Here is a 22,531-nt window from a genome sequence, read left to right as displayed (position 1 = left end):
GGTGTTCCCGCGGCGAGCCCATGGCGTCAAGCCGCTGCGCGTGTCGGAGCGGCCAGGGCGTAGAGCGAGGCGTACTGTCGGGCCGGACCGCTCCAGTCGTGCCGTTCGAGCATGGCTGCGCGGCGCATGGCGCTTAGCAGTGCGGGCTCTTCGAAGATCCGGAAGGCGCGCTGCAGGGATTGGCGCAGGCCAGCTACCGTCGGCTGCTGGAATAACAGCCCAGTGACGCCGTCTTCGATTGTATCGATCAGTCCGCCAGTGGCATGCGCGATAGGTAGGCTGCCATATGCCTGGGCGTACATCTGGCTGAGGCCGCAGGGTTCGAACCGCGATGGCATCAGCAAAAAATCCGAACCGCCGAACATGCGTCGCGCCATGGCGTCGTCGAACCCGATGTGTGCGCCGACCTTGCCGGGAAAGCGCCGAGCCAGCCGCGCCACGTCACGCTCCATCGTCACGTCGCCGCAGCCGATGACAGCCAGTTGCCCACCCGCTGCGACGATTTGCGGTGCGGCATCGCAGACCATATCGATACCTTTCTGGTGCACCAGGCGCGCGACGAAGGCGAACAGTGGTCCCCTCGATGCGTCCAGGCCGAATTCCGTGCGCATCCGCTCGGATGTCGCCACACGCGTCGCCATCCGGTCGGCGGAGAAAGGTTCGGCCAGTGCTGGATCGACTGCTGGGTTCCAGGTCGGGTCGATACCGTTGAGAATGCCGGTCAGGCGCCCTTGCACGGCCTTCTTTTCCAGCAGGTTGTGCAGGCCCATGCCGTGAGCAGGTAGAACGATCTGATGTGCATAGCTCTCGCTCACGGCGGTGACGTAGTCGGCATGAACCAGGCCTGCCCGCAGGAAGGACATGTAACCATGGAACTCCATCTCCGTGGCATGGCGAGGTATGCCCAGGGCGGGGCGCATCGTTTGTTGGAACAGCCCCTGATAGGCGAGATTGTGCAAAGTGAGCACCGTCGGCGTCGCATGACCGTGCCAGCGGGCATAGCAGGCAGCCAGGGCGGTCGGCCAATCGTTCAGATGCAACACGTCCGGATGCCAGTCGAGTCCGGCCTGACCGGCGGCGATCTGCGCGGCGGCATAGGAGAGGGTGGCAAACCGCACGGCGTTGTCGGACCAATCGCCGCCGATCGGACTGACGTAGGGCGACGATCCCTCGCGCTCGAACAGCGCGGGCTGGTGCACGACATAGACCGTAAGCCCATCGTCGGTCTGCAGGCGACCGATCAGAGTTTCGGGCAGTCCGGCGAACGCGTGAGTGCTTCCCTCCCAGACAATCGAGCGCGCCTTGGCCAGCACACAGGGATATGCGGGGATAAGCACCCGAATGTCCTGCGTGGCACGCAGCGCGCGTGGCAACGCCGCGGCTACATCTCCCAAGCCGCCGGTCTTGACGAAATCGGTCATCTCGGTAGTGACAAATAGAGCGCTGCGTGCCGGTGCTGGCAACATGCGTTCGCTGCGACGATGCAAAGAAGCCGGCGCGGATCCATCGCGACTGGACGCGTGTCCTTGGCGCCTTCGTGTCTGGGAATTGCCGGGCTCGACTATCGCCGTCATTGTCGCTGTATGCCTCGCATCGGATCGCACGCGGCAAGGCAGGGATCCCGGCCGTGTACATCGAGAAAAAGAGATCAGCGAGACCGGATATTGGCTGCGCTTGCAGCCAATGTAGATGGGTGTCAATCAAGCGAGTGTATAAGGGAGCGTTAAAGATTGTGAGGAATGAGCACCAAAAAGATTTCGACGAGATGTCCGATCATTGACAATGCGGGCGGCGTCGACTCCCGATCTACGAATGACGATCCGTTGTAAGGCGTACATTCTTGTAGCTTTAGGACTCAGGCTTTTACTGTCGCTCCAGCGTAAGCCGGCGCTGGACAACGATGAGAGGCTCTTAGAGGTTTCCAGCGGTCGCGAAAAGTCGCGATCCAAGCCGGCAAGGCTCAATGCATCATCGACCGAGCGGACTCTAGCGCCTCGATCAGACTTTTGCGTCCATACGGTTTCATCAGGAATTGCGCTCGCTCCAAATGATGACGCCGTCCGGCAAAGGCTTCCGGATCGCCGGACACGATAATGAACGCACCGCTCCAGCCGCTGGCAGCGATATCGTGTGCTACACGCAGTCCATCGACGCCGTTGCCGAGGTTGACATCGGCCAGTACGACATCGATGTCGTCATTCTCGGCCAGCAATTGCATGGCTGTCGCGGGGGTCTGGGCGGCGTAATGACGGTAGCCGTAGGCGGTCAGAAGTGCGGTGGTGACATCCAGTATGCTCGGTTCATCGTCGATCACCAGAATGGAACTCATAGGCCGGTCATCCGAGTTATCTTGCAGATCGTATACATTGGCTAGATATTCATGACGTCAGCGTGAAAACTCCTGATTTTTCTAGGAATGATTTTCGGTGCCGTTGTCGTCACAAGACCGTCACCAGCCCTGGGGTGCACTTTCGCAAGTTACTGGCGCGTTGAGGTTTGTGTGGAAGAGGTATTATTAGTCGAGGACGATGTAGATGTCATGGAAGTCACCAGCCTGTTGCTGGAAGACGCCGGATATCAGGTATGGCAAGCGAAGAACGCCGCCCAAGCGTTGCGGCTCGTTGGTGAGCATCCGCACATTGGCGCGGTATTTACCGACGTCAACTTGCGCGACGGGCTCAACGGTATCGAATTGGCTTATGAATTGCGCTCCCGCGGGGTCGATGCCTCCGTGATAGTCGTTTCAGGCGACCTCGGCTGGGCCGATACGCCGCTCAAGGACGATATGCGTTTTTTACCCAAGCCATTCGGCCGCCAGACCTTGTTGACGGTGGTCGAGGAAGCGTGCGCCAGGACCAAGAAGCAGCGATGAGCTATGCCCTTAAGTCAAGATAACTTACTTGGCTTGCTGTCGCCGGCCACGGTCGTGGAGACGGATGAAGCACAAGTGGCAGCGAGCTATCAACTGCTTGTGCAGTCCGTGGTCGACTACGCGATCTATATGCTCGATCCCGACGGCTACATCACGAGCTGGAACAGCGGTGCGCGCCAGATCAAGGGGTATGAAGCCGCGGAGGTGCTGGGCAGGCATTTTTCGATGTTTTATACCGAAGAAGATCGGCTGCGGGGCATGCCTGCCATTGCACTGGCGAAGGCGGCCGAAGAGGGTCGCTTCAATGGCGAGGCCTGGCGCGTGCGGCGCGACGGCAGCAGTTTCCGAGCGCTGGTCGCGATCGATGCGATACGAGCTCCGGACGGTCAACTGCTCGGCTTTGCCAAGGTTACGCGCGATGTAACCGACCGCTGGGAGGCCCAGGCACGATTAGAGGAGAGCGAGCGCCGCTATCGGTTATTCGTCGAAAGCGTGCCCGACTATGCCTTGTGCATGCTCGACGCCGAAGGGCACATTCGCGATTGGAACCCCGGCGCGGTGCGCCTCACTGGCTATGGAGCCGGAGAAATCCTCGGCGCCGGCCTGGCCAGGCTGTTTCCCGGTTCGGAGGCCGCCCACAGCGGGGAGGTGGATCGCATTATAGGTATCGCCACCGCAGTTGGCCGCTACGAGGCGGATCATTGGAACCGGCGCAAGGACGGCAACTGTTTCATGGCACATATTCAGCTGCGTGCGCTGCGCGATAGCCTGGGAGCGTTGCATGGCTTTGCCTATATCGTGCAGGACGTCAGCGAGCAGCGCGCGACCGAGTCCGAGCTGGAAGAAATGCGCGCGCAGTTGTTCCAGTCGCAGAAGCTCGATGCGCTCGGTCAATTGACCGGTGGCGTCGCGCACGATTTCAACAATATCCTGCAGGCGCTCACGAGCGGCCTGGAGGTCGCGCAGATACGCCTGCGGCGCGGCCAAGTCGAGCAGGCGGACGAGCAATTGGACAAAGCCATGAGCTCGGTCGAACGTGCCATGCATCTGACTCGCCGTCTGCTGGCATTCGCCCGCCGGCAGCCGCTGATCCCGACGTTGGTGGACGTCAATCGGCTAGTGGTGTCGATGACCGAGTTGCTGGAGCGCACTGTAGGCAAGCGGATACATATCGCCATTCACCTGGATGAGGTGCCCGTGCATGTCTTGTGCGATGCCAATCAATTGGAAACGGCCCTCTTGAACCTGGTGATCAACGGCCGCGATGCCATGCCCAATGGCGGGTTGCTGCAGATTTCCACGCGTGCGGCGGCATCGGAGAAAGATGGCAAGGTCTATGCGTCCCTGGTCGTAGAGGACAATGGCATCGGCATGACTCGCGAGATGGCTGCGCGCGCGTTCGATCCCTTCTTTACGACCAAGCCCATGGGGCAGGGCACCGGGCTTGGGTTATCCATGATTCATGGATTTGTGAAACAGTCGCACGGCTTTGTGAGACTGCACTCGCAGCTGGGTAAAGGCACCCGGGTGGAACTGGACCTGCCGGCCTGGCAGTCCACCGAAGCATAGGATTCACGTTTGTAGAAGAGCCTGTTGATGGCCGCTGCGCGCCGCCTTTCAATGGGAGCGATCAGGCTGCCGGGGCGGCTGCGGTCTTGCGTGGCGTCGCAGCTGCGTGCAACCTAGCGGAGGATCGGGAATATGAACGAGCAGAAACGTAACGCGGGCGGCAGCATGAACGACCAGCAGCAACGCAAGCATGCTCAACCGAACCAGGACCAGCAACAAAGCAAGAAGGCCGGCCCGAAAGACAATCAGCAACAAGGGCAGCAACAGGGTCGTCCGAGCGATCAGAGTCATAAGAATCGGGATCATTAGTCCCGGACACGGCACCGCGGCGCATCCGCGCCGCGGCGTCTCCGCGTAAGTTGCGCACGCAATACCTAAGGAGAACTCCATGAATCGTTTGACCCTTTGTATCGTGACCGCAGGTGTCGCCCTGGCCTTGGGTGGTTGCCAGAAGCACGACAGCGACCAGATGCAACCGGGAGCGGGCTCCACTGCGGCAACGCCGCCGGCGGCTTCGACAGCACCGACCACACCGCCGCCGAGCGCGCCGGCCACTACGCCGGCTCCCGCCAGCACTGCGGGCACGCCACCGGCTTCGGCCGGCACCGCCGGCCACTAAGTCGGCTGCGCGACGAGGACCGCGGCGCGTTCGTCGCCGCGGCTCCTTTGTTGCATTTGTCGAGCACATGAAGGGCATGCATAAGCTCATGCCCATAAGTCCTTTTACCCTCTTGCAGGGCTAGCGATACCTTTGGAAGTCGAGCCGTAAAGACATCCAAAGGTGGCAATGTGAACGCGGTTTCCCGGCCCGACACGACCGTATCGGGCCTCGACGAAGATAAGCTGGTGTTGCTGCAGGAGTTGGTGCGCGGCTTGAGTCCGGCACAGCTTTACGCCGTGGCCGCCCATAGCGCGGCCCTGGCGGAACAGCGTCCGGCGGTGGGGCGAAGCCTCGCCGCGGTGGCTCCGGCAAGCAAGCCGCCGGCGACGGTGCTTTACGGCAGCCAGACCGGTAACGCCAAGCGATTGGCCGAGCGCCTGATGCGGCAACTGGAAAGCGAAGGGCTGCCGGCCCGACTGGTCAGAGCCGATGCCTACCGTTCGCGGGACTTGGCACAAGAGCGTTTGCTCTTCGTTGTCATCAGCACCCAGGGCGATGGCGAGCCACCGGACGACGCGCGCGGCCTGTTCGATTTCCTGACCGGCAAGCGTGCCCCGGCGTTATCGCAATTAAGTTTCGCTGTACTGGGCTTGGGCGATTCGAGTTATCCGGAGTTCTGCGCGATCGGGCGGGCTATCGACGCCCGCTTGGCCGAGCTGGGCGCCAGTCGCCTGTTCGCTGCCGGCGAGGCAGATCTGGACATCGACGAGGTTGCCGCCCCCTGGCTGGACGAAGCCCTGGTCCGGGCACGTGAGCAACTCTCGGTCGCGTCGCACGCCCCGGCATCGATACACGCGTTGCCAGTCGCCACGGTGTCTACGTATACGCGTGAAACGCCGTTTGCCGCAGCCGTGCTGGCCAATCAGCGCATCGTTGCCCGCGATAGCGAGCGCGAGGTCAGGCATCTAGAGATATCCCTGGCCGGTTCCGGCCTCCGCTATCAGCCGGGCGATGCACTTGGCATCTGGCCGGAGCATTCGCCTGCCGATGTGGCTGCCTGGCTTGAGGTGCTCGGGCTGGATGCGGAAGCGCCGGCAAACCGTGCCGGTCGTGAGCTGCCGCTGTCGCGTTGGCTGTCGACGGAATTGGAGCTGACCCGTCTGAGCCGGCCGTTCGTCGCTGCGCTTGCGTTGGCCGACAGCGACCTCGCCGAGGCGTTGGCGCCGGGAAACCAGGCCGCGCTGAGCAGCCTCCTGCGCGAGTATCGCCCGCTGGACCTGCTGCATCGTTATCGACCGCGTTGGAGCGCACAACAACTGGTCGATGCGTTGCGCGTGCAGACGCCGCGCCTGTACTCCATCGCTTCCAGTCCGCTGGCGGTGGGCGAGGAAGAAGCGCATTTGACGGTGACCGTTGTCGATTTCATTGCGCATGGCTTATCCCATCGCGGCGCCGCCTCGGGTTTCCTTGCCGACGGAGGCGAAGGGTTGGCTCCCCGCGTATTCGTCGAATCCAACGAGCGGTTCCGCCTGCCTGAGGATCCATCACGCGACATCGTCATGATCGGACCGGGGACCGGAGTGGCGCCGTTTCGTGCGTTCGTGCAGGAGCGGCGCGAAAGAGGCGCATCCGGAAGGCAGTGGCTGTTCTTCGGTAACCGGCACTCGCGTAGCGATTTCCTCTACCAGACCGAGTGGCAGGAGGCGTTGCGTGACGGCAGCCTGCATCGGCTGGATCTGGCGTTCTCGCGCGACCAGCGCGAAAAGATCTATGTACAGCATCGGCTGCGGGAGTGTGGCGCCGAACTTTATGACTGGTTGAGCGCCGGCGCCTATCTCTACGTGTGCGGCGATGCCGAGGCGATGGCCAAGGACGTTCATGCGACCCTGATCGATATCGCCCAGGTCCACGGTGGCCGCAGCCCCGAGGGCGCGCGGGAGTGGCTGGACGATCTTCTTAAACAGGGCCGTTATGCCCGCGACGTGTACTGAGGCCATGAGCGACTATCCCTCCGAATTCGAACGCATCAAAGGCGAAAGTCGCAACCTGCGCGGCAGTATCGCTGAAGGACTGCGCGATCCTGTCACCGGTGCGATCGCCGACGACGATACCAAGCTGATCAAGTTTCACGGCAGCTACCAGCAGGACGATCGCGATGTGCGCGAGGAGCGTCGGCGGCAGAAGCTGGAGCCTGCCTACAGTTTCATGCTGCGTGCGCGCCTGCCTGGCGGCGTGGTCACCCCGGAGCAATGGCTGGTATTCGATCGCCTGGCGCGCGAGTACGCCAACGGCACGCTGCGCATCACCAGCCGGCAAACCTTTCAATGGCACGGCATCATCAAGCACAACCTGAAGCCGACCATTGCAGCGATCGATCGCGCGATGGCGACCACGATCGCCGCGTGCGGCGATGTGGCGCGCAATGTGGTCAGCACTGCGCAGCCGGTGGAGAGCGCCGCGCACGCATTGGCCTACACCTGGGCGGTTCGATTGTCGGAGCACTTGGAGCCGAAGACCCGTGCCTATCATGAGATCTGGCTGGACGGTCAGCCCCTGGATGGGCCAGTCGAGCATGAGCCGCTGTATGGGCCGACGTATCTACCGCGGAAGTTCAAGATCGGCATCGCTGTTCCGCCGCTCAATGACGTCGATGTGTTTTCGCAGGATCTCGGGCTGATCGCCATTATCGAACAAGGTGAGCTGCGCGGCTTCAATCTGGCCGTCGGTGGCGGCATGGGAGCGACCCACGGCGATCCGGGTACGTATCCTCGCCTGGGCGACATCATGGGTTTCGTCGTTCCGGACCGGTTACTGGCGGCCGCCGAGGCGATCGTCGCCGTACAGCGCGACTGGGGCGACCGCGTCGAGCGCAAGCATGCGCGACTCAAATACACCATCGATCGGCATGGCCTGCCGGCGTTCAAGGCCGAAGTGGAGCGGCGCCTGGGTAGTGCGCTGGACGCTGCCCGGCCTTATCGCTTCGATCACAATGCCGACCGATTCGGTTGGACCGAGGCGACCGACGGGCGCTGGCAGTTGACCTTGCAGATCGACGCGGGCCGATTGGCCGATGCCGGCGACCGGCGCTGGCTGACCGGCTTGCGCGAAGTAGCACAGGTTCATGAAGGCGGCTTCCGGCTGACCTGCAACCAGAATTTGATCATCGTCGGCGTCAGGGCGGAGCAACGCGCGGCGATCGACGCGCTCGTCGAGCAGTACGGCCTGGATGGCTACAAGACGCATAGTGCGGTGCGCGTGCATGCTTTGGCTTGCGTCGCGTTGCCGACATGCGGCCTGGCCATGGCCGAGGCCGAGCGTTATCTCCCCGATTTCGTCGACAAGCTGGAAACCTTGCTGGACCGTCATGGTTTGCGCGACGCGCCGATCCACTTGCGCCTGTCCGGGTGCCCGAACGGCTGCTCGCGTCCCTATCTGGGGGAAATCGCTCTGATCGGTCGCGCACCGGGACGCTACGATTTGCGACTGGGGGCCGATGCGCGTGGACAGCGGCTCAATCGCCCCTACCGGATCAATGTCGACGAAGAGGCGATCCTGACTGCGCTGGATCCGCTTTTGGCGAGCTATGCCGCCGAGCGGGTCGAGGGTGAGCGTTTCGGCGATTTCCTCGAGCGTCGTGCCTTGCTCGTGCTGGATCCCTGATCGCCGGCACACGCGCCGTCACGGGCGTTGTCGTAAGCTCCGCCCCGGGGTACGGGCAGGGGAAGGCCTATGTGGAGCAACGGTCCACCGAAGAAACCGGGCACGAATTCGAACTCGCTGACCAGCGACTGGGATCGGCTGGGCTCCGAAAAGAGAAAAGAAAACAGCAAATTACCTAATCGTTTGCAGAAACCACTGAATTGGTGGGGCGAGCAGCAACGGTTTGCGTCGGGCGCCGAGTATCAGGAGTCCGATCCCAAAGTTTATCGCTTTGCCGCCAAGGTGCTCGATGCGGCTGGGTACGAGTTCCTGCAAGTCCAGCGCAGCGAGGGTGGCGAAAAACGCGTCGCTTATCGATTTGGAGGCTTGGTCGACGACGCGAAGAAACGCTCCTTCGCGATCGAACCGGCATTCAGCCATCGTGGCCCGACGGGCCAGGAGCAGCGCAGTGTCCGCGCCGAAGTCGCCAAGGCTAAGGCCTTGGCCGAGGAATCCGGTCAGGACCCAAGCAGGGCGGCGGCAGAAGTTTGGCACGGCAAGACATTCCCCGATCTGGTCGTGAGAAAAGGCGATCGATCGCGCCCCATCGACGTCGAGCTGAAGGTGCCGAAGCCTTATGGCAACAGTGCACCGATACAGGGGCTGAAGGATCTGTTCGAAGGCAACCTTGGGGGCGATCGCTTCTTCGGTAAGGAATTCGCGGGCCGCAATGCCATTGCACAAGGACAGCATGAACAACGCCTGCTCATCGATCTCAATGCTTCCAATCTTTCAAAAAAAGATGCCTTGAAGTATTTCAGGTCGGCGCATGAAGAGCATGGCGGCGCCTTCAAGTTCGAGTCGTTGCAGTTCATTCATCGCGAGGATGGACAGTTGAAGCTGTCTGCTGCCTATCAAACCAAAGATGGCTTCAGCAAAGCCGGCAAAATTCGCGAAACCGATTTTCATCCCGAAAGAGATCGTTCCGGGCCAACGATGGCGGAGTTCTTCAATCCGGGGCCGGCAAGGCGCAACAGCTCGGTGCAACCTGTCGCTCCGAGCTTGCCCGATGCGGTGCCATCCCTGGCGCCTCGCTCGCCTGATGTACCTGTTCACCGCGCATCCTCGCCGCCGCGGGTGCAAGAGGATGCCTCTCCGCCTACCAGAAAGCGCGGTGCCACGACGCCAGCAAGCCAGGATCTGTTGCCGCGGCAGCACGCGCCACAGTTTGCTCCCATCCTGCCGCCTTCGCATCAAGGCACGCCGCCGTCGGTACCGGGCGCTTTTCCTGTCTTGCAGGCACCGTCACGCGTTCCGGGGCCGGATGAGTCGGCATTAAAGAAGCAACGTCCCGAGGCGCCAAAGCTCGATGGAAGAACGAGTGCCGGCAAGCTGCAAAAAGCCTCGCAGGTCAAAGGGGTGCAATCGGTAGCCAACTTTTTCGGCAAGCCGGGTGGGCGCGGACCAGGGCCAGGGCCCGGTACTGGTGGGGTCGGCGTCTGAACAAAAAGCATGCGATGACTATGGGCCGGTTAGAAGAGACAGGCAATGGAAAGAAAAAAAGCGGGTAAGGCGAAATCTGGTGGTTCGGCGCAGGAGCGCACATGGGGCGAACTGGGCAAAGCGCAGCGGCAACAAAACAGCGCGCTGCCCAATCGCCTGGAACTGTCGCTGGACTGGTGGGCCAAACAGCCGCAATTTCAGGCTGAAAAAAACTACGCCGAACGGGATCCGCACGTTTATCGTTTCGCCGCCAAGGCGCTGGATGCTGCAGGCTATCAATTCCTGCAAATCGATCGTGCACATGGACAGAGGAACGTCGTCGATCGGTACGGTGGCCTGGTAGACCCGAAAAGCCGGAAACGCTCCTTTGCGATTGAGCCGGGTTATAGACAAGGCCAGCTGACGGGACAGGAGCAGCGCGCTCACCAGGGCAATTTCGTTGATACGACATTTCCCGATCTGGTAGTCAAAAAGCCCAGTAGCGACAGGCCTATCGGTATCGAGCTCAAAGTGGCAAAAAGATATGGCTACGATGCGCCGAGCCAGTCATTGAAGAATCTCTTCGAAGGTACTTACGGCGGAGCCGACAAGTACTTCCAGGGGGAATTCCACCGTCGTACGACGGTGACGCCGACTCACGAAAGGCGTTTGCTTGTCGATGTGAACACATCAGGGCTTTCAAAGCGTGAGGCGCTGGAATATTTCCGGGTGGAGCATGGCTCTCATGGCGATCAATTCCATTTCGATTCGCTGCAATTCATCCATCGCAAAAAAGGGAACCTCAAGCTCTCCTCTGCGTACCAGACCGCAGACGGTTTCAGCAAAAGCGGAAAAATCCGCGAGGGCGGATTTAATTCCAGCCGATCGAGCCTGGTCGGGCGTGGATCTATTGCAAACGCATTCGCCCAGGTTGCGCCCAGGCAGAGCGCGCCGGCGCAGTTGCCGGCTCCCCTTGTGACGAACACCACGACTTCAACGACTCCCTCGCTGCAATTGCCGCCTCTGACACCAGGATCGTTCCAGGCTTTGGCCACGCCGCCGGGCGCGTTTACCCCTCCGTCTCTTAACGATTCCAGCGATCGAAAAAGGAAACGCGCCTCGAGTTCCGGCAGCCAGGACTCGGCGCCCTCTACACCTGTCCAGCAGCCTCAAGCTCCCACTTCGCCGCGTCTGGACTCGGGGCCGGAGAAAAAGAAGCCCAAGCTCGTCCCGAGACAGCAGGATGTATCGAGGCATAGCTCCCCTGTACGAAATACGCCGCCGTCCAGTCCGCGCCATGGCTGGTCCGGCGATGACTCATCGCCGCCTTCGTCGCCCGTCTCCCGATCTTTTTCAAACCTGCAGGGGCCGCCCTCGCCGACATTCCCCGTGATTACGCCGGCACCGGTGCGGCCCAAGCCGCAAGGTACCTCGCTCAAGACCAAGAAAGACGGTACGCCCGACAAGCGTTCGTCGGGTTATAGAAAGCAAGAGGAAAACAAGAAAGCCGCGAAGGGCACTCCCAACCTTTTCGGCTATTTCAAAACCAACCAGGGCCCAGGGCCGGGCCCCGGACCCGGTTCAGGTCAGGGCGGCGGTATCACGGTGCGCAAGTAACAAGAGACACGGGATGTCGTTGGGATAAAGGGGGGCGCCCTTCGGGAAGAAGCCTTCAGATAGCGGCATCCGCCTCCACCGGCCGCTCGCGCCAGTGCGGTACGGCCGCACCTTCGCCCAGGTGCGCACCTGTGGCCAGCGCGCGCGTAATGTCGCGGCGATCCAGCTGCGGTGCAAAGCGCTCGATAAATTCCAGCACGTATTCGCGCAATACGCTTTCACGGCGCAAGACAATCCACGTCGTGCAACGCGCAAACAAATGATCGGCAGCCAATGCACGCAGATCGTCCGTATCGTGCGGCAGCACAGCCATTTCGGCGAGGATCCCGATACCCAGCCCGGCGCGCACATAAGCCTTGATCAAATCGGCATCGCCTGCAGTGATGGCGATTTGCGGATGCAGACCGGCGGCATCGAAGGCGCGGCGCAGCGAGGATTCCGGTTTTTGCGAGGAGTCATAGCTGATCAGGGACTCTGCGGCCAGATCGTCGAGGGTCAATTCCCGGCGTAGGGCGGCCAGCGCATGCGCTCGCGGCGCCAGCACCACCCGATTCCAGCGATAAGCAGGCAGAGCGATGCCGGTGGCGGGCGGCGCGCCTGAGGTGCTGACGATCGCCATATCGACCTCACCGCCATCGAGCAGGGCCAGCGCATCGCTTTCGCGCCCGGGCTGCAAATGTACGCCAACCTGCGGATACACGCGGTTGAGCGCAGCGATAGCCTCGGTCAACACGAAACGAGCCTGTGTATGCGTCGTGGCGATACGCAAATCGCCGCGCGCTTCGTTGCGCAGGTTGGCGGCGATGGAGCGGATATTGGCAGCCTCGGCCAGGATGACGCGCGCACGCTCCAGGACATGGCCGCCGGCATGCGTGATGGCTTCCAGGCTCTTGCCCTTGCGGGTAAATAACTGGAAGCCCAGTTCGTCTTCAAGCTGCTTGAGTTGCTTGCTCAGGCCGGGCTGAGTGGCATGCACGCGCTCGGCCGCAAGGGTGATGTTAAGTCCGGCGTCGGCGATGGCGACCAGAAAGCGAAGTTGGGTGAGGGTCATAAGAGGCGACTCGCGGCGGAAGGAATGTCATGGGGGCACGGCGTGAGCGTGAACCCATACATCGCCAGGCGCTGCGCTGCCCGGCTTGCTGGCGCGAACCGGAGGGAAGGGCGGCGGCGAGAATGAGGGTGGGGATCATGAACAGACGTCTATACATCCATTTAATGGAATCGTCAAATTTTTTGGCGTGTTTCATAACGCCCGGATATATGGCTTCCGTCACAAATCATTTCCGTATAGCGGCTGGCGGTCTGTAGCTTCATACGATGGAAGCGTGAAGGCCCAGGTTTCATGAAGCTCTATCCCATATTTGCCGATCTGCGTGGCCGCACCGTGCTGGTAGTAGGCGGCGGTGGCGTCGCCGAACGCAAGGCGATGGCACTGCTGGAGGCCCATGCCCGCGTGCGCGTCGTCGCGCCGGTGCTCAACGATGGCCTGGCCGCACTGGCGGAGGCCGGACGTATTGCCGTGCATCGCGGCGGGTTCGAGGAGGGGCAGGCTCAGGACGCATGGCTCATTATTGCCGCGACGGCCGATCGTGCGTTGAACGCGCGCATTGCCGAGCTGGGCGAGCGGCGGCGTGTGTTTGTCAACGTTGTGGACGATGCTGAGCTGTCGCAATTTCATGTACCCGCCGTGATCGATCGCGGCCCCGTCACGGTGGCTATTTCCAGTGGTGGCGCGGCACCGATGGTGTCGCGCTTGCTGCGCGAGCGCCTGGAAAGCTGGCTGGATCACAGTTGGGGGCCCCTGGCGGCCCTGTTGGGGCATATGCGCGGCGCGATCGCGGCGCGTTACCGCGAGCCGGGCGCGCGGCGGCGATTCTACGAGCGCCTGCTTCGTGGCCCCCTCTTGGATCGGCTGCGCGCCGGTCGCGACGCCGAGGCGGCGCAGTGTGTGCGGGACGCGATGGCAAGCAAGCAGCCAGCCGCAGCAGGCGTTGTGGTTCTCGTCGGCGCCGGTCCGGGCGACCCCGGCCTGTTGACGTTGCATGGCTTGCGCGCGCTCAATGAGGCGGATGTCATTCTCCACGACCGCCTGGTCAGCGAAGAGGTGCTTGCGTTGGCACGTCGCGATGCCGAACGTGTCGCTGTGGGCAAGGAGGCGGGCAATCATCATGCGACGCAAGAGGCGATTCATGCATTGATGCTGCGCTATGCCCGGGAGGGCAAGCATGTGGTCCGCCTCAAGGGCGGAGATCCGTTCGTATTCGGGCGCGGCGGCGAAGAACTGGAGTTCCTGCGTGCGCACGGCATTGCCTATCGAGTGGTGCCGGGTATCACCGCGGCTCTGGCCTGCGCCGCTTATGCCGGCGTGCCACTGACCCATCGAGAGCATGCTTCCACAGTGCGTCTGGTTACTGCCCATGGCCAGGTATCGGGCGGTTCGCCCGATTGGCAGGCCTGGGCGCGCGAACGCGAAACACTGGCCGTTTACATGGGCGTAAGCGAGCTCGGGCAATTGCAGGCGCGGCTGATCGAGCATGGGCGCGCGGGTCATACGCCTTTTGCGCTAGTGGAAAACGGCTCGCGCATGGGGCAACGTGTGGTGACCGGCCGGCTGGACCAGCTCGATACGCTGGCTCACGCGCATGCCGTACGCTCCCCGGCGTTGGCGATCATCGGCGAAGTGGCGGCCTTGGCTGGCAGCCTGGCATGGTTCGGCGCGCCGCCGCTTGGTACCGATGAAGCATCGCTTTGCCCTCCCGCGCCGGTAATATCGTTGGCGGCTCAGGCCTGAATACCCCATTCTCCGACAGAAGAACCCACCATGATCTACGAAAGCATCGTCGATACGATCGGATTCACTCCCGTCGTCAAGCTGCATCGCGTAGCGCCAAAGCATGTCGAACTCTATGCCAAGGTCGAGGCATTCAATCCAGCCGGCTCCGTCAAGGATCGCCTTGCGCTGGCCATCATTCTCGACGCCGAAAAGAGCGGGGCGCTCAAGCCCGGACAGACGGTGATCGAGGCGACCTCGGGCAATACCGGTGTGGCGCTCGCCGCGGTCTGCGCGGCGCGCGGCTATCCCTTTGTCGCCATCATGACGGAGACTTTCTCGATCGAGCGGCGCAAGTTGATCCGCGCCTATGGTGGCAAGGTAGTCCTTACGCCGGCGGCCGAGCGCGGCTCGGGCATGGTTCGCAAGGCCGCCGAGCTTGCCGCCGAACGCGGCTGGTTTCTCGCGAGGCAATTTGAGAATCCTGCCAATCCCGCCTATCACCGCCAGACCACGGCGGCGGAAATCCTGCGCGATTTCGCCGGGCGGCGGCTCGATTACTTTGTCACCGGCTGGGGAACCGGCGGCACGCTGACGGGTGTGGGTGAAGTGTTGAAGGTCGCAAGACCGGAAGTGCGCATCGTGGCGAGCGAGCCGGCCGGTGCGGCGCTGCTGAGCGGCAAGGAGTGGCAGCCGCACAAGATACAGGGCTGGACGCCTGATTTCGTTCCGAAAGTGCTCAATCGCGGCGTCGCCGATACCGTCCTGCCGGTAGACGATGTGTTGGCGCGCGATACGGCTCGACGCCTGGCGAAGGAAGAAGGCATTTTCGTTGGCTTGTCCTCGGGTGCCACTGTGGCCGCGGCACTGCAGGCTGCCGAGGACGCGCCGGAAGGTTCTGTGCTGCTTGCCATGCTACCCGATACGGGCGAGCGCTATTTGTCCACTTTCCTGTTCGAAGGCGTGAACGAGGGCAGCGACGAGATCTAACGCGTGATGATCGCGTGCAAGCGGCTCGTGCAGCCGCTTGCACGCTTTTTTGCCGTCATGACGACCCGAAGTGGTCGAAAGTCGTCTTTACGCCCAGCGAGAGACGACGATCATGACGAAACCAACACAAGACAGGCATGCATCGAGGCACACTGGCACTTCCGATACCGGAAAGGCAAAGAATGCCGCGCCAAGCCAGCCGAAAAATGCGCCGGAACGTGTGCCGGGACAATCCGTTCCTGTGGAGCAGCGCACCAGTCCGCAAAAAGTAAGCGACCCCGGCAACAGCGCCGACAAGCAACGCGAGCACGTCGCGGATGCAGAGCGCTCGATAGATGACGACGATCGTGTCGCTGGCCGCACGACAGGCGATGGCGACTTCATAGCTCCCGGCCAGAAGCATCCTATGTCCGACACCGAGCTTCCCGATGACGAGGAAGGCCGCTAGCAGTTCGTACCTGCAGGCCTACGCGTTTGGGCTCGACTTGCCCTGCGTGTTTGCCGCCGTCGAAGAGAAGCGATGAGAGGTTTTTATCGAACGCCGCTCATGCGGCCGCAGCTGGTGTACCCATGGCTCGCATGTGCCGTGCTCGCCGTTACGGGATGCGCGCCCCCAGTGCGGCCTCCAACGTTCGTGCCTCGCAATGAAGCACCCTTGGCGGGCCTGCCGGTAGGAAAGGCCGGCTGGCCGCAGCCGGGTTGGTGGAAGCGCTACGGCGATGCTCAGCTGGATCGCTTGGTCGATCTGGCGATGCGCGATTCGCCGGACCTCGAGCAGGCTCAGGCACGCTATCTTGCCGCGTTGCGCGCGGTCGACATGCAGCGAGCACAGCTCAACCCGCAGGTCCAAGGCCTGCTCAATGGCGCGCATGGCTATAGCGACGTCGATCTGCACGGGCAGGCACCAGGTACATCGGGCTCGGCCCAGGGCATCAGCGTGAACCCGGGCCGTAGCTGGAGCAACACGGGTGTGGCCGGAGCGCTGCTGCGTTGGGACTTAGATATCTGGGGCAAGCAGAAAGCCGCGGTTGCGGCAGCGGCCGGCCAGGCGAATGCCGCGAAGGCAGAGCGGGCGACCGTCGCCAATTCATTGCAGTACAACGTGGCTGTCACCTACGTCGACTGGTTGACGTTGCAATCGCGTGTGGCTTTAGCCCGTGACGCCGAGCGAACGGCCGTCCTTTATAGCGAGCTGGCTGCCAAACGCGTGCGAGCGGGGCTCGACGATCCGCAAACGCTCGATACCGCGCAGGCGCAATTGGCCCAGCTCCGGCGAACGACCGTGATGCTGGAAGGGGCTGCCGCTCTGGATATCGCGCAGCTTGCTGCCCTGACAGGCATCTCGCCCCAGAAGCTCGGCGAGCTCTCGCCACGTGCTTTGCCGCAGCCCGACGCTGAGCCGCCGCCGGATGCCCGGCTTGGGCTGATTGCGCGACGGCCCGACATTGTGGCGGCACGCTGGCAGATCGAAGCGGCGTCGCGCTCTATCGATCAGGCACGTGCTGCGTACTATCCCGACGTCAGCCTGGTCGCATTGGCGGCCTACCTGCGGATCTATCCGGACCTGGGGTCGGGCACGCGCATCGGCGCAACCGTCGGCAACGTCGGGCCGTCAGTGCAGTTGCCGCTCTTTTCCGGTGGCCGATTGCGTGCTCAGCTCGAGGCCAGCCAGGCACAGCTCGATAACGCCGTGGCCGCATATAACCGTGCTGTGGTGCAGGCTGCACACGATGTGGCCCAGCAAGTGTTGTCATTGCAGCAGCTCAATAGCGCACGTCAGCAGCAGGATCGGGAGCTTGCCGCACGCGAGCAGCTAGCCGCCCGAGCCGATAAGCGTCGTCGGCAAGGCATCGATGACGATCGTCCTTACCTGGCCAGCCTGCTTCAGGTCGATCAGCAACACGACAGCCAACTGCAACTCCAAGGACAAATGCTGGCAGCCGATCTTTCATTGATCCATGCCCTGGGTGGCGGTTATCGAGCAGAAAACCTTTCCATACCGCCCACCACCGTGGCAAAGGACGATATCCCATGACCGATCGCCGCGATGTCCCGGATATGTCGAACGAAAGCGACGAGCCGCGCGAGTACCGATACCGCTACAAGTATCTGCGCAAATATCAAGATGCACCGCCCGAGAGCGAAGAAAGCAAAGACGAGGAGGAGACACAAGACGGTCAGCGCCAGGAAGAGTCGCGCGACAGCTTAGGAGACAGGGAAGACAAACAAGATAAAGGGGGAGATAAAAAGAAACCATCGCCCGGCGAACGGCGCAAGCAGAAGCGCAAGCGCATTATCGTGCTATCGATCATCGCCGCTGTCTTCATTTTGGCGGCATTGATTTGGTTGTTGTTGTACATCTTTGTCTTCAGCCAGCGCGAGACGACCGACGACGCTTATGTGCGCGGCGACATGGTCACGATTTCATCGCGTATCCCAGGTACGGTGGTGGAGATCGCGGTCGAAGAAACCGAGCGCGTCCATGCCGGTCAGGTGTTGCTTCGTCTGGATCCAGCGGACGCACGGGTCAGCCTGATGAATGCCGAGGGCCAGTTGGCGCAGGCGGTGCGCGAGGCACAGCAGCGCATCCAGCAAGCCGCTCAGGCCGACGCCGCCGTCACGCAGCGACGGGCCCAGTACGAAACTGAGAGGGATAATTATCGACGCCGTCATCCACTGGTCGAGCAGCATGCGGTAGCTCCCGAAGAGGCGGAAACCACCGAGCGCCAGATGCAGGCGGCTGGCGCGGCGCTGGAACAAGCGCAACGCGAAGCAGCTGCGGCGCATGCGCAGGTCGACGGGACCGATGTGCACGATTTTCCCGCGGTGATACAGGCTCGCGCGCAGTTTCGTAACGCATGGATCAACAACAACCGCAATGCTATCGTTTCGCCGATCGATGGTTACGCGGCAAGACGGCAGGTGCAGGTCGGTCAGCGCGTGCAACCCGGACAAGATTTGTTGACCGTCGTGCCGCTGTCCGATCTTTGGGTGGATGCCAATTTCAAAGAAACGCAGCTGCAGAACCTTCGCATCGGCCAGCCGGTGGAAATCACCACTGATATCTATTCGGGGGTGATCTACCATGGTCGAGTGGTGGGCTTGAATGCAGGTACCGGCTCGGCGTTCTCGCTGTTGCCTGCGGAGAATGCCACCGGCAATTGGATCAAGGTCGTCCAGCGCTTACCCGTGCGTATCGGCCTAGACCCCAGGGAGTTGACCAGGCACCCATTACGTATCGGTCTGTCTACCTACGTCAACGCCGACACCCATAACCGCGATGGCCTCGTGTTGTCGGAACGGATACGCAATCACCCACTGGCCAGTACGGCCGTATACGAACGCGAGGTCAATGAGGCGGACCGAAGGGCCGAAGCGATCATTGCCCGCAATACGGTCAGCCTGCCGGCGATCGTACGTGCCGATGGCAAGCCGCAACGCAGCCATTGATCATGGCGAACGCGATTGCGGCCAAAGAACCTTTGCGTGGCGCGGCGCTGGTCGCTTTGACCGCGGGAGTGGCACTGGCGACATTTATGGAAGTGCTGGACATTTCCATTGTCAACGTGTCGGTCTATACCATCGCCGGCAATCTCGGGGTTTCGCGTACCGAGGGTACCATGGCGATCAGCGCCTACTCGATGGCCAGCGCCGTCATGCAACCTTTGACGGGATGGTTGGCGCGGCGCTTCGGCGAGGTGCGCACGTTCGGTTTTTCCGTGCTGCTTTTTATCATCTGCTCCGCCGCGTGCGGCCTGTCGACCACGATGCCCATGCTGATCGTGTTCCGGTTGCTCCAGGGCGCAGTATCCGGCCCCATGGTTCCGTTGTCGCAAACCCTGTTGCTCAATAACTATCCCGCTGCGCGGCGGCCTCTGGCACTTTCGCTTTGGGCGATGACGGTCGTGGTCGCGCCGGTATTCGGCCCGATACTCGGCGGTTGGATTACCGACAACTACCATTGGTCCTGGATCTTTTTTATCAATATCCCGGTAGGTCTATTCGCACTGCTGATCACCTATATGCTGCTTCGCAACCGCGAAAGCAAGACAGTCCGATTGCCGGTAGATGGCGTCGGCCTGTTTCTTCTGGCAGTCGGCATCGGCTGCCTTCAGTTCATGCTGGATAACGGCAATGACTATGACTGGTTTTCTTCCAGGATGATCCTGGCGCTCGGGCTCGTTGCTGTTGTGTGTCTCACCTTCCTGGTGGCTTGGGAACTGATGCACGATCATCCCGTGGTCAATCTCGGTCTGTTCCGCAGCCGCAATTTCGCCGTCGGTGTGTTTTGCCTGTCTCTGGGGATGTTCGCTTTCTTTGGCGGGACAGTGGTGCTGCCCACCTGGGTACAGGAGGTCATGGGTTATAACGCGACCTGGGCCGGTTTCACCGTGGCTCCGATAGGGCTGCCGGCCATACTGTTGTCCCCGCTGGTCGGTGCTTTTCAGAACAGGTTCGATCTACGCATTCTCAACACTACCGCTTTCGCGATCTTCGCGGCGTGTTCGTTCTGGATGGCGGGGTTCGATACCCAGGCGTCGTACCTGCATCTGGCCATGCCACGCATGGTCATGGGCATAGGGGTGGCGCTGTTCTTCGTTCCCGTTAATCAAATCATTCTGGCCGGATTGCCGGACAATGAAGTGGCGAGCGCATCCGGCTTGGCCAATTTCTTCCGCACCCTGGCCAGCAGCGTGGCTACGGCGGTAAGCACCACGATGTATACCCATCGCAGCATTTATCATCACGCCGTGCTGGCTGAACACACGGGCAGGGGTGCGGCGGCGACGACCGAATACCTGGATCGGTTCCAGCAGTTGGGGCTGCAAAACAGCTCCGACTATGCCGCGCTTAACCGAATTGTAGACATGCAGGCCGGAACGTTGGCTATCAACGATGTGTTCTGGTGTTTCGGTTTGATTTTCGGTGTGGCAATGGTGGCGATATGGTTCGCGCGGCCGCCGTTCGCCAGCGGCGGTCCGGGGCACTGAGCCTTAGGGCCGGCCCGCGCCCCAGGTGCCTTCGGCCGGGCGTACACGGAAGGCGAGGCTGATTCTAGGTCCCATGACCTGGCTTGTTTTCGGGATGCCATGGTCGTAATGGAATTGGCACGTCCAGTCCATGCTGAGCAGGCTGCCGGCCTGGAGGGGCAGGACGATTCGGCGGTGTGGCGGTTGCTTGCCGCGGATGACCATGTCGCGCGTTGCACCCAACGACAACAGCACGACGGGCATTCCCGATACCATCTGCTGCAACTTGTCATTGTGCGGCGCGACACTGTCTCGCCCGTCACGATAAAGGTTCATTCCAATGCTGTTGAATGGCGCGTCGTAGTGTCTCCGTACGACTTCGAGTGCGCTTTGCAGAGTGGCAGAAAGGGAGGGATCGGCGGTGGACACATGAGCCATCAGGCGCGGTACATCGACCTCGCGCTCGTACATCAAGCGCCGATTGGCTTGCCAGTCGACGTTGGCGATCAGCTCATCGAACCATGCAGTTGCCGTAGCCGGATCGATGGCGTCGGGAAGATACTCGACCCGCCCAGTAGCGTCGTCGATAAGTGCTTCGCCGCGTCCCTGCGAGGCAAACAGCGAGAATTGGCTCATGTGTCGTAAGGGTAGAGGGTCGAGGCACGAACCTCGTTAGACTTCCACTTTATATGCGGTGTGGTTCAATAAAACCAATCCCGGAGAATCCCCATGCAGCCGACGACAGATACCACCATTCAGGCGCAATGCTGCATTTCCGGCGGTGGCCCGGCGGGTATGATGCTGGGCTATTTACTCGCTCGGGGCGGGGTGGAGACCGTAGTGCTGGAGAAACATGCGGATTTTCTGCGTGATTTCCGCGGTGACACGGTGCATCCCTCGACATTGGAGCTTATGCACGAGCTGGGCTTGCTCGATGCCTTCCTGGCCCTGCCACACCAGAAGCTGGAAAAGATCGCCGGCTGGTTCGGCAGGCATCGGGTGGAAGTTGCCGATTTCACCGGCCTGAATGTGCGTTGTCCCTATATCGCCTTTATGCCTCAATGGGATTTTCTCAATTTCCTGGCCGAGCAGGCTCGGCACCTGCCGACGTTTCACCTGCAGATGCAGACGGAAGCGATAGGTTTGCTGCGGAATAATGGCCGCGTCGCCGGTGTGCGCGTACGCGATGCCGCCGGTGAGCGGGAGATTCGCGCCCCTCTTACCGTGGCGGCCGATGGGCGACACTCGCGACTGCGCGACGAAGCTGGGCTGAAGCTGCACGACACCGGCGCAGCCATCGACGTGCTGTGGTTCCGCGTCCGGCGGGACCGGGAACGTTTCAGTGATTCGTTCACGCATGTCGGGGCCGGACAGATCATGGTCATGCTCGATCGCGGCGATTACTGGCAATGTGCTTATGTGATTCCCAAAGGCGCGGCTGCACGGATACGCGAACGAGGGATCGAGAGTTTCCGCAGGGAAGTGGCGTCGCTGGCTGAGGAACTGACGGCGCATGTCGGCGATATCGGCAGTTGGGACGATGTCAAGCTGTTGGAAGTCCAGGTCAACCGCCTGGAGCAATGGAGCCTGCCGGGGCTGCTATGTATCGGCGATGCCGCGCACGCCATGTCGCCCGTCGGCGGTGTGGGTGTCAATCTGGCAGTACAGGACGCAGTCGCTACGGCGAATTTGCTGGGGCCCAAGTTACAGAGCAGCAGCCTGGATGACGAGGATCTGGAGCAGGTTCAGCGCCGGCGGATGTTTCCGACGCGAGTGACACAGGCTTTTCAGGTCGGTGTGCAGAACCGCATTCTCGATCCGGTACTGAGCGGTGCAAACGCCGAGCTGGAGCCACCGCTGCCGCTGCGCTTGTTGAGCAAGTTTCCGAGCCTGCGTGGCCTGGCAGCCAGGGCTGTCGGGCTGGGCATTCGACCAGAGCATGTGCAGTGGCCCTGAGCAAAAGGCGGAAGGCCTTGAAAAGCCGCCTATTGTGCACCGCGCGGCATGACAGGTAACGGCGG

The 22,531-nt window shown here is 61.8% G+C and carries 19 protein-coding genes; 15 read left to right on the top strand and 4 right to left on the bottom strand.

Features of this window, described 5'->3' with window-relative positions:
- Positions 1 to 26: 26 nt before the first annotated feature.
- The gene (gene glgA / locus VIM98_RS05960; RefSeq protein ID WP_331992180.1) at positions 27 to 1,466 is read right to left on the bottom strand and encodes a glycogen synthase GlgA; all 1,440 of its coding nucleotides are present in this window, start codon (positions 1,464 to 1,466) and stop codon (positions 27 to 29) included.
- A gap of 494 nt (positions 1,467 to 1,960) precedes the next feature.
- Positions 1,961 to 2,329 (bottom strand): response regulator, encoded by a 369-nt coding sequence (locus VIM98_RS05955; protein WP_331992179.1) that lies wholly within the window; start codon positions 2,327 to 2,329, stop codon positions 1,961 to 1,963.
- An 87-nt stretch (positions 2,330 to 2,416) separates the two neighbouring features.
- On the opposite strand from VIM98_RS05955, the gene VIM98_RS05950 reads away from it, so the two are divergent.
- The 8 genes from VIM98_RS05950 (at position 2,417) to VIM98_RS05915 (ending at position 11,780) form a co-directional block, all read left to right on the top strand.
- Positions 2,417 to 2,872: a response regulator gene (locus VIM98_RS05950; protein WP_331992178.1), complete on the top strand. Its 456-nt coding sequence runs from the start codon at positions 2,417 to 2,419 to the stop codon at positions 2,870 to 2,872.
- A gap of 3 nt (positions 2,873 to 2,875) precedes the next feature.
- Entirely contained in the window at positions 2,876 to 4,441 is a 1,566-nt protein-coding gene (locus VIM98_RS05945; RefSeq protein ID WP_331992177.1) for a PAS domain S-box protein, read from the top strand.
- A gap of 132 nt (positions 4,442 to 4,573) precedes the next feature.
- Positions 4,574 to 4,750, top strand: coding sequence for a hypothetical protein (locus VIM98_RS05940; protein WP_331992176.1), 177 nt, complete (start codon positions 4,574 to 4,576; stop codon positions 4,748 to 4,750).
- A 79-nt stretch (positions 4,751 to 4,829) separates the two neighbouring features.
- On the top strand, positions 4,830 to 5,060 hold the full coding sequence (locus VIM98_RS05935) for a hypothetical protein (protein WP_331992175.1): 231 nt from the start codon (positions 4,830 to 4,832) through the stop codon (positions 5,058 to 5,060).
- Between the two features lie 170 nt (positions 5,061 to 5,230).
- Positions 5,231 to 7,033, top strand: coding sequence for an assimilatory sulfite reductase (NADPH) flavoprotein subunit (locus VIM98_RS05930; RefSeq protein ID WP_331992174.1), 1,803 nt, complete (start codon positions 5,231 to 5,233; stop codon positions 7,031 to 7,033).
- Positions 7,034 to 7,037: 4 nt separating this feature from the next.
- Positions 7,038 to 8,702, top strand: a complete 1,665-nt coding sequence (gene cysI, locus VIM98_RS05925) for an assimilatory sulfite reductase (NADPH) hemoprotein subunit (RefSeq protein ID WP_331992173.1) — start codon at positions 7,038 to 7,040, stop codon at positions 8,700 to 8,702.
- A 69-nt stretch (positions 8,703 to 8,771) separates the two neighbouring features.
- Positions 8,772 to 10,184 carry a hypothetical protein gene (locus VIM98_RS05920; RefSeq protein WP_331992172.1) on the top strand — a complete coding sequence of 471 codons (1,413 nt, stop codon included), beginning with the start codon at positions 8,772 to 8,774 and terminating at the stop codon, positions 10,182 to 10,184.
- Positions 10,185 to 10,229: 45 nt separating this feature from the next.
- The gene (locus tag VIM98_RS05915) at positions 10,230 to 11,780 is read left to right on the top strand and encodes a hypothetical protein (RefSeq protein ID WP_331992171.1); all 1,551 of its coding nucleotides are present in this window, start codon (positions 10,230 to 10,232) and stop codon (positions 11,778 to 11,780) included.
- 55 nt (positions 11,781 to 11,835) lie between these two features.
- On the opposite strand, the gene VIM98_RS05910 is transcribed toward VIM98_RS05915, so the two are convergent.
- Positions 11,836 to 12,831 carry a LysR substrate-binding domain-containing protein gene (locus VIM98_RS05910; protein WP_331992170.1) on the bottom strand — a complete coding sequence of 332 codons (996 nt, stop codon included), beginning with the start codon at positions 12,829 to 12,831 and terminating at the stop codon, positions 11,836 to 11,838.
- Between the two features lie 291 nt (positions 12,832 to 13,122).
- On the opposite strand from VIM98_RS05910, the gene cysG reads away from it, so the two are divergent.
- The 6 genes from cysG (at position 13,123) to VIM98_RS05880 (ending at position 20,531) form a co-directional block, all read left to right on the top strand.
- Positions 13,123 to 14,571 (top strand): siroheme synthase CysG, encoded by a 1,449-nt coding sequence (gene cysG, locus VIM98_RS05905; protein WP_331992169.1) that lies wholly within the window; start codon positions 13,123 to 13,125, stop codon positions 14,569 to 14,571.
- A gap of 30 nt (positions 14,572 to 14,601) precedes the next feature.
- A complete protein-coding gene (cysK, locus tag VIM98_RS05900; protein WP_331992168.1) occupies positions 14,602 to 15,540 on the top strand; it encodes a cysteine synthase A in 939 nt (312 codons plus the stop codon).
- 112 nt (positions 15,541 to 15,652) lie between these two features.
- Positions 15,653 to 15,988, top strand: a complete 336-nt coding sequence (locus tag VIM98_RS05895; RefSeq protein WP_331992167.1) for a hypothetical protein — start codon at positions 15,653 to 15,655, stop codon at positions 15,986 to 15,988.
- A 72-nt stretch (positions 15,989 to 16,060) separates the two neighbouring features.
- Positions 16,061 to 17,575: an efflux transporter outer membrane subunit gene (locus VIM98_RS05890; RefSeq protein WP_331992166.1), complete on the top strand. Its 1,515-nt coding sequence runs from the start codon at positions 16,061 to 16,063 to the stop codon at positions 17,573 to 17,575.
- Positions 17,572 to 18,990, top strand: coding sequence for an efflux RND transporter periplasmic adaptor subunit (locus VIM98_RS05885; RefSeq protein ID WP_331992165.1), 1,419 nt, complete (start codon positions 17,572 to 17,574; stop codon positions 18,988 to 18,990). Before VIM98_RS05890 ends, VIM98_RS05885 begins: the two co-directional genes overlap by 4 nt.
- 2 nt (positions 18,991 to 18,992) lie before the next feature.
- On the top strand, positions 18,993 to 20,531 hold the full coding sequence (locus VIM98_RS05880; protein ID WP_331992164.1) for a DHA2 family efflux MFS transporter permease subunit: 1,539 nt from the start codon (positions 18,993 to 18,995) through the stop codon (positions 20,529 to 20,531).
- Positions 20,532 to 20,534: 3 nt separating this feature from the next.
- Here the strand turns inward: VIM98_RS05880 and VIM98_RS05875 are convergent, their stop codons facing one another.
- Positions 20,535 to 21,146, bottom strand: a complete 612-nt coding sequence (locus VIM98_RS05875) for an alpha-ketoglutarate-dependent dioxygenase AlkB (protein ID WP_331992163.1) — start codon at positions 21,144 to 21,146, stop codon at positions 20,535 to 20,537.
- A 93-nt stretch (positions 21,147 to 21,239) separates the two neighbouring features.
- Here VIM98_RS05875 and VIM98_RS05870 point away from each other — a divergent pair, with 93 nt between their 5' ends.
- The gene (locus tag VIM98_RS05870) at positions 21,240 to 22,466 is read left to right on the top strand and encodes an FAD-dependent oxidoreductase (protein ID WP_331992162.1); all 1,227 of its coding nucleotides are present in this window, start codon (positions 21,240 to 21,242) and stop codon (positions 22,464 to 22,466) included.
- Positions 22,467 to 22,531: the final 65 nt, after the last annotated feature.

The organism is Dyella sp. (assembly GCF_036568765.1).
In the GTDB taxonomy this organism is placed as follows: Bacteria; Pseudomonadota; Gammaproteobacteria; order Xanthomonadales; family Rhodanobacteraceae; genus GSA-30.
This window is presented reverse-complemented; position numbering and strand designations above follow the sequence as displayed.